This window comes from Microcystis sp. M53598_WE2 (assembly GCF_030067735.1).
Lineage (GTDB): Bacteria > Cyanobacteriota > Cyanobacteriia > Cyanobacteriales > Microcystaceae > Microcystis > Microcystis aeruginosa.
Window position 1 is genome coordinate 1 of record NZ_JASJFE010000228.1, and the last position, 6,092, is coordinate 6,092.

The 6,092-nt window shown below is 48.6% G+C and carries 4 protein-coding genes; 1 reads left to right on the forward strand and 3 read right to left on the reverse strand.

From position 1 onward, the window contains the following. A partial coding sequence (locus tag PX636_RS04805) for a hypothetical protein (protein ID WP_288116365.1) occupies positions 1–1,139 on the forward strand: 1,139 nt, incomplete at its 5' end. A gap of 325 nt (positions 1,140–1,464) precedes the next feature. Here the strand turns inward: PX636_RS04805 and lpxC are convergent. From lpxC to PX636_RS04820, 3 genes are all read right to left on the reverse strand, one after another. Continuing rightward, positions 1,465–2,277, reverse strand: coding sequence for a UDP-3-O-acyl-N-acetylglucosamine deacetylase (gene lpxC / locus PX636_RS04810; protein WP_288116366.1), 813 nt, complete (start codon positions 2,275–2,277; stop codon positions 1,465–1,467). Between the two features lie 99 nt (positions 2,278–2,376). Beyond that, complete coding sequence (locus tag PX636_RS04815; RefSeq protein ID WP_288116367.1) at positions 2,377–4,362, reverse strand: BamA/TamA family outer membrane protein; 1,986 nt, start codon at positions 4,360–4,362, stop codon at positions 2,377–2,379. A 429-nt stretch (positions 4,363–4,791) separates the two neighbouring features. Next, positions 4,792–5,670 carry an Hpt domain-containing protein gene (locus PX636_RS04820; protein WP_044034843.1) on the reverse strand — a complete coding sequence of 293 codons (879 nt, stop codon included), beginning with the start codon at positions 5,668–5,670 and terminating at the stop codon, positions 4,792–4,794. Positions 5,671–6,092: the final 422 nt, after the last annotated feature.

Here is a 6,092-nt window from a genome sequence, read left to right on the forward strand (position 1 = left end):
TAATATTTAGTTCGGCGAAGGAAGCGACGTTGATGACCATCCACACTTCGGGCGACGCTATCGCCCCCAAGTACTCCATCATCATTCCAGGGGAGACCGTGGCCCGTGCTTCGGACTACCTGGAAAGGTTGCGAGCCAGCCGGACACAACCTGGAGACTGTCTGCGTGAGCGCCTCCAGGACTCGAACCTTCAAGCACTGACAGAACTGGAGCTTCTCGGCAAGTTGCTCGACACCAAGCGACCTCAGATCTTCGCCGAGATGGCCGTGTCCGGAGACGGCTCCGATTGGAACCTGACCGAACTCGGTCTACTGGGCGATATCTCGATCGCTGTACCGGTGACCGTCTTCGACGACGGCAACCATCGTTCCCCGACGCCGCACGCACCTCCCTTTTCGGCGATGTTGGTATTTACTCCAGGCGCTCTCCTGTGTAATGGCTGGGGGAATACCCCGGCCGATTGGAGCGAGGCGACTGCGGCGGATGGGCGGTTGTCTACAGAGGGGTACTACAACCTGTACCGGCGCAGACTCTTGCCAGTCTTCCGGTATATAAACTGCCGAGCAGCTAAGCCGCAATCCGCCTTCGTGACCTTACCGGGCCTCGGCTGCGGGCAGTTCGCCGGTCCGTTCCGGGGTCAACTTGGCGCGCATTTGCAGATGGCTTTGCAGAGACTCTTGACCGAGCACGGCACCTCTCTTCCAAACCTGAAGGCCGTCTACTTCGACCCGTACAGCGAGTGCGAAAACGCCCGCGTCGAGATTGAAGGCATATCGTTCATAGTCCGTCCGCTGCGGCTGCCGGGGAACGAGGAGAAGTCGCAGCTGTGCCACCCGGTCGCCTATGCGGAGCGGGGCGACGATTTTTCTGGATGCGCCCTGTACAGTTTGGTCGCCTGGGACCATGTCTCTTGGCCGGGCAACGACTTCTTCGGGGGCTCTCGCGCCACCGACGATGGTGTCAAGGCCGCCGCGACCAATTCGATGTCGGCGCTTACCGGTGTTGAGGGGCAGTACGACCCAGGGCAGGGGAAGTACCAGCCACCTCAGCCCTACCGCAACTGGGAAGCGGTGGTCGAAGATGGCAAGCGCACGCGACGCCTCCGATTGTGGAACCCGTTGACCGTGTGGCAGCTGTAGGGTGCGTTCCCTAATGTGACTCCCACTGCTCCACCGATCGATTTTGGGGAACGCACCATGCACATTTATTGAAGCTGTGGGTTAAAGTGCGATGCCGCTCTGGTGGGTTGAGTTCTGGATTGGCAACCTGTCACCGAGCAAACCCGACGATGTTGGAATGATTCTGATAGCTGACGGCTAATAGCCAAGGGTCAACAATGCTAGGATAAAGGCTTGAGTAGAGAACGATCGAGCGAAAGCCATGTCATCGATAGAAGTAAAAACCCCGCCTCCAGACAGCCCCACTTCCCACTCCCCTATACCTTTTAAACAGAATTTAGTATAATTAACCCTGAATTGCTTTAGCTAATTGAACGTGAAGTTTATGACTGGCTTTAAAAGCCATGTAATGAGCAGTAGGAATAGTTCCCAGTAAACTCAAATCACCAATTAAGTCCAATAATTTATGTCTTACTGGCTCATTTTCAAACCGTAAAGGAGGATTTAACCATTGATTTTGATCGCAGACTAAAGCATTTTCTAAACTGCCTCCTTTAATTAAACCAGCCTTTTGTAAATATTCAATTTGATCGGCAAAACCGAAAGTCCGGGCAGACGCGATCGCATCTTGAAAACTTTCTTGATCAGGACTCCAACTATACCATTGATTACCGATCGGTTTATAGGTAAAATCGATCCCGTAGGTAAAACGTAATTCAGGGGAAGGAATCGCCGCCACAAAAGCATCTCCTTCGTACAACCAAATCGGTTGAGAAATCGTTAAATCTGATGGAGAAAAAGAGTTATTTAAACCGGCATTTTCGATCGCTTCTACCCAGATTTTGGCCGAACCATCAAGGAGAGGAATTTCCGCACCATCCACCTCAATGCGAGCATCCTCTACCCCCAAAGCGGTTAAGGCCGCTAATAAATGCTCAACGGTTCTAACCTTGGCTTCTCCTTGTCCCAATTCCGTTGATAAAGTCGTTTGGTAAACCGAAGAAACTAGAGCGGGAATAATCGGTTGATTGGCTAAATCTCTGCGGACAAAATAACGTCCTTCCCCCGGATTTGCCCCACAGACGCGCACCCGGGTTATCTCCCCCGAATGCAGGCCAATTCCCGATAATTCAAATTGTTTAGCGATAGTAGAAACCATAATTATCAAGTAATAAAGCTTTTATCAGTGAACAACAAAAAGAACTAAATTTATCGATAACTGATAAGTGATAACTGATAACTGATAACTGATAACTGATTAGAATCGTTCCCCGATACCGAAATGGAGACGAGAACTACCATCGACATTAAAACCGTAGTCAACCCGAATTTGGCCGACAGGAGATTGTACCCGAACACCTAAACCGTAACCGAGACCAGTACCGGGTAAATCCCGGACAATCCCGGGTTGACCGGGGACATCCCCTTGGGAACCAACAGTAGTGCCGAAATCGACAAATAACGCCCCCCCAATAATAGCGACAATGGGAAAACGATATTCGGCCGTCGCTTGGAAATAACTGCGACCGCTACCCACTTCTCCCTCGGCGTAACCCCGTACAGAGTTACTACCCCCAACGATAAAAGCATCGTAGGGGGGTAAATCCCCTAATACTGTCCCTGCTTGCACATTAAAAGCGAGGGATTGCTGACCTTTAAAAATATCGGTTTCAAAGAGATTAAAGGAATTAATAAAGCGAACGGGGATAAAGTAACTGTAACTACCCCGAACACGAGTGCCGAAAATACTGCCAGAACCGACCGGAATAGTTTGTTCTAAACCTAGACGCAGGAAAGAACCACTGGTGGGCTGCAGGGGATTATCGCGAAAATCTCGAATAGCGCCAATATTTAGAGAAAGTAGATCATCGATCCCAGAGGAACTAAAAGCCAGTTGTTGACTGCCAAAACCGTTGAGAGGTGCAGACAGGGGGGAGATGTCACCATTGGCATTTTGCACCTGTACCTGTTGATAGTTAAAGCCTAGGGAAACCACCCATTTTGGTTTCGTAAACACATCGGCGGCCAAAGGACGGACAAAAGTAATACCGCCACCCGTCCGGACAATACGGGGACTATCATTATCGTTCAGCGTCCGAATCGAGGAATTTTCCCCATCATAAACCAGAGAAATCGACTGTCGCCGGAAAACGTTCACCGTGTAGGAAGTGCGGAAATTATCCGTGGCAATCCAAGGATCGGAAAAACTCAGATCGAATAAAAATTCCCGTTCCCCTAACTGGACTTCTGCCCCTAAAGTTTGGTTATTACCGCCAAAATTGCGCTGTTGATAGCTAACAGTCCCGAATAAGCCCGCATTCGAGCTAATACCACCCCCAGCGGCTAGGGAACCGGTATTACCTTCCACCACATCGACGTTAACAATCACCTCCCTTGGGTCGCTGCCGGGAGAAAAAGACAGACGCACATCCTCGAATAAACCGAGACCGAAAACACGCTGTAAATCCTGTTGGGCCGTATTGCGGTTAAAAATATCCCCCGCTTTTAGGCGCATTTCCCTAGTAATGATAAATTCTCTAGTTTTACCCTTGACCGGTTCCTGTTCAACGTTAAAGTAGCGTACTTGAATTTTTTCGATTAAACCTTCGGAAATGACCAGAATCACCCGACCATCGGGAGTGACTTGCGGCGCACCGATTACCTGGGCCAGATCATAGCCGTTTTTGCTGTACCAGTCATTGATTTTTTTTACCCCCGCCTGTAATTCCCGCAAATTCAGGGTTTTGCCGTATTGACTAGCGAAAATTTCCTCGACCACCCCGGCAGGTAAAATCGATTTGTCCAGGGTTTCCGGGGCAATTTGAATCTGTACGCCCTGAAAAACGGGGTTAGGTTGCACCTCAAAGGTGACTCGCACCCCTAGAGGCGTATCTTGGGGAACTGCCCGCACATCGGCAAAAAAGCCCGTGGCAAAAACGGCGTTAATATCTTCTTGCAGTTGCGATCGAGTCGTGCTTCGTCCTGGTCGGGTGCGAATGGTATTATAAACTAGATTTTCTAATTCTCGATCGGCCCCCTGTACTACCACTTCGGCCACCAAAACTCGCGACTCCTCCGCCGGCACCGGTGGGGCTGTTGTGGGAGTTTCTGCGGGGCTTGGGGTTTCCGTCGGGGTTTCCGTCGGTGCTGCCACGGGTGGCGTAGTTTCTCCCGTCGCAGGAGGAGACTGTACTATCTGCTCGACGCGGGGAAAAACCGTTTCTTGCGGTTCTTCTTCGGCCATTACCGTCCCGTGAAATAATCCGAAAATAGCCAGCAGCAGGGCCAGCGAGGAATATCGCCCCGAAAATTTGAGATTTTTAAGCACTTCCACACACCCATTAACACCATTATGGTTTTGTTTGTTTTCTCTGCCCGAGAAATTTAACGAACGTTAAAACTCTAGCAGATCACTTACTCTCAGTAAATCCCAGCTTGACTGGTGACTCAAGAGATGCTGCCTCAGGTCTGATATTTGTCAGCCGTCAGCATTAAGTTTTTATCTTGCCATATCTTAGCTTTTTCCGGTTTGGCTCTATCCCAATTCACCCTCTAGAATTATTGCCACCTCGGTGGGCGCACAATTAATTACATATCTTCCTAACTCACCAAAATTAAAAACATTAAGTTTATTCTCCTGGGAATCCCCCACCTTTTTACACCAGCGCAGATGTCAACGTCTCATTTGTAATAACTGTACCAGTTGCGAGACCTGTTGGCGATTAAACATTTGCAGCAGGGTACTAGCTACTAATTCCGGTTCTAGGGTGATCAGGATTTGTGGTAATTTGGCGGTGGCTAATAACTGCAATTCTTGACTGACGGTGATTTCTTCCCCGCGACCCCATTCCAATAAATCACTAGCTTGTTTTAATTCTTTAATAATAACCGGGGCGAGAGTGCGGTAGGAATGTTTGGGGTTAGCCAGGGCTGATTGGGCATTTTTAACTAAATATTGCCACTTTTGCTGTTCTGAAGCCAATTGAGACAGAGATAAAATTAATTTTTGTAATTGCTGACGGGAAGCACTGGTTTCTTCCTGTTTGAACAGTTGTAACATCTGTTTGAGGATATCTCTGACGCTGATGGAGATAGAAGAGGTTGCCGCAATAGCTGGGGTAGATTTTTTTTGGTCGAGAAGATAGTTAAGATGGGACTGTAATTCGGCAAAAGTCGGTTCACCTTTTTTAACGATAGCGTTAGCTTCCTCGGCTTGCAAACCTAATGGACCGGGCAGCTTATCGATCAATATCTGAAGCAGATCATAACCCTTGAGGAACAAAGATTCTAATTTTTGATCCACTTGTAGGGGATTTTCTTTCAGTATTTTGAAAGCATCCTCAAGACGGTGAGCAGTTTTTTGGATACTGCTATAACCTAACATGGCCGCCCCCCCCTTGATGGAATGGGCGGCACGAAACATCTCGTTCATCTGTTCAGTATTGTTCACGAGATTGCCTAAGTCTAAAATCCCCTGTTCCAAAGTTTCCAGGTGTTCTTTTGCTTCTTCGATGAAATAGCCGAGAATTTTCTGCGCGTTAGCGGAGTCCAAGGTCTTATCCCCCCTTATCACGATGCTGTCTAGGCCTAGATTGCCCAGTTTTTCAGGAAATATATCAGTTATGGGGCAATGGCTAGGAAAACTGTACCAGACGGACACAAGCTAAGTTCAAAAGCCTGCCCACAAAGGTTCTCAGCTTCTCTTGCTCAAAATAGATCTATACAACGGCAGGCAAAAAGCTAAGGAAAGAATCGGGGATGGGAGCAAGCTGACTAGAAATTGTTATTGATAAGTGGTGGCTGAGTTGTTGACTATAGGCAACAGACAAGGCCAGAACATTAGGTGGTCCTCCAGAGATGATGCCAAATCCCCTCATACTCCAGCTTGCTCTTGCTCAAAAACCCCGTCACCTCCATCAAGGGCTAAATTAGAACAAATTTACTAAACAAAAAGACCCGACCAGAAAAAGGGTA

Excerpts from the sequence above, each read along its gene's own strand:
- lpxC (WP_288116366.1), bottom strand. The coding sequence starts at position 2,277 with ATGGTTTCTACTATCGCTAAACAATTTGAATTATCGGGAATTGGCCTG.
- PX636_RS04815 (WP_288116367.1), bottom strand. The coding sequence starts at position 4,362 with ATGGCCGAAGAAGAACCGCAAGAAACGGTTTTTCCCCGCGTCGAGCAG.